The following is a 950-nucleotide window of genomic DNA, read 5'->3' as shown; positions in this document are numbered from 1 at the left end:
GCCCTGTCGCTGAACGACAACGGCACCGCCCTGAGCGGCAGCATCGCCTACGCCAGCGATCTGTTCGACCGTATCACCGTCGAACGGATGATGGATCACTGGACGACCTTGCTGACGGCGATGGTCGCCGACGATTCGGCCTCGGTCGCGCGTTTGCCGCTGTTGACGCCGCCGCAGCGGGCGCAGGTGCTGCAGGGCTTCCACGCCCAGGCCCATGGCGATACGCCACGCCGGTTCGAGCGTGGCGTGATCCATCACGGCTTCGAAGCCCAGGTCGCCCTCACCCCGGATGCACCGGCGGTGTCGTATGAGCAGCAAACGCTCAGCTACGCCGAACTGGACCGCCGTGCGAATCAAGTCGCGCATCGCCTGATCGAACTGGGCGTCAAACCCGACGACCGCGTCGCCATCTGCGTCGAACGCAGTCTGGACATGGTGGTCGGCCTGCTCGGCATCCTGAAGGCCGGCGGCGGCTACGTGCCACTGGACCCCGCGTATCCGGCCGACCGTCTGGCCTACATGCTGGAAGACAGCGCGCCGGTGGCGTTGCTAAGCCAATCGACGCTTCGCGAAAGCTTGCCGTCAGCCGCGTGCCCGATGCTGGAACTGGACGACGCAGCCGTGTGGGCACAGGCCCGAACCGACACGCCAGTCGTGAGTGACCTGCAGCCACATCACCTGGCCTACGTGATCTACACCTCCGGCTCGACCGGACAGCCCAAGGGCGTGATGGTCGAACACGGTCAGGTGAGCCGCTTGTTCACCTCCACCGACCACTGGTTCGGCTTCAACGAAACCGATGTATGGACCCTGTTCCATTCGTTCGCGTTCGACTTTTCGGTATGGGAACTGTGGGGCGCATTGCTGTACGGCGGCCGCGTAGTCGTCGTGCCGTCGTTGTGTGCGCGTTCGCCATCGGAGTTCTACGACCTGCTGGTGCGCGAAGGCGT

At 64.9% G+C, this 950-nt stretch carries 1 protein-coding gene; it reads left to right on the top strand.

Going from position 1 to position 950, the window contains the following annotated elements; genetic code table 11:
- Positions 1-950 (top strand): AMP-binding protein (locus AB4Y92_RS25065; protein ID WP_441822083.1); only part of this gene is annotated, 950 nt, incomplete at both ends.

Origin of the sequence: Lysobacter sp. TAB13 (genome assembly GCF_052113885.1) — a bacterium.
GTDB classification, from domain to species: domain Bacteria; phylum Pseudomonadota; class Gammaproteobacteria; order Xanthomonadales; family Xanthomonadaceae; genus Lysobacter; species Lysobacter gummosus.
Note: the sequence above shows the minus strand (reverse complement) of the source record. Positions and strands in the feature narration are given on the sequence as shown.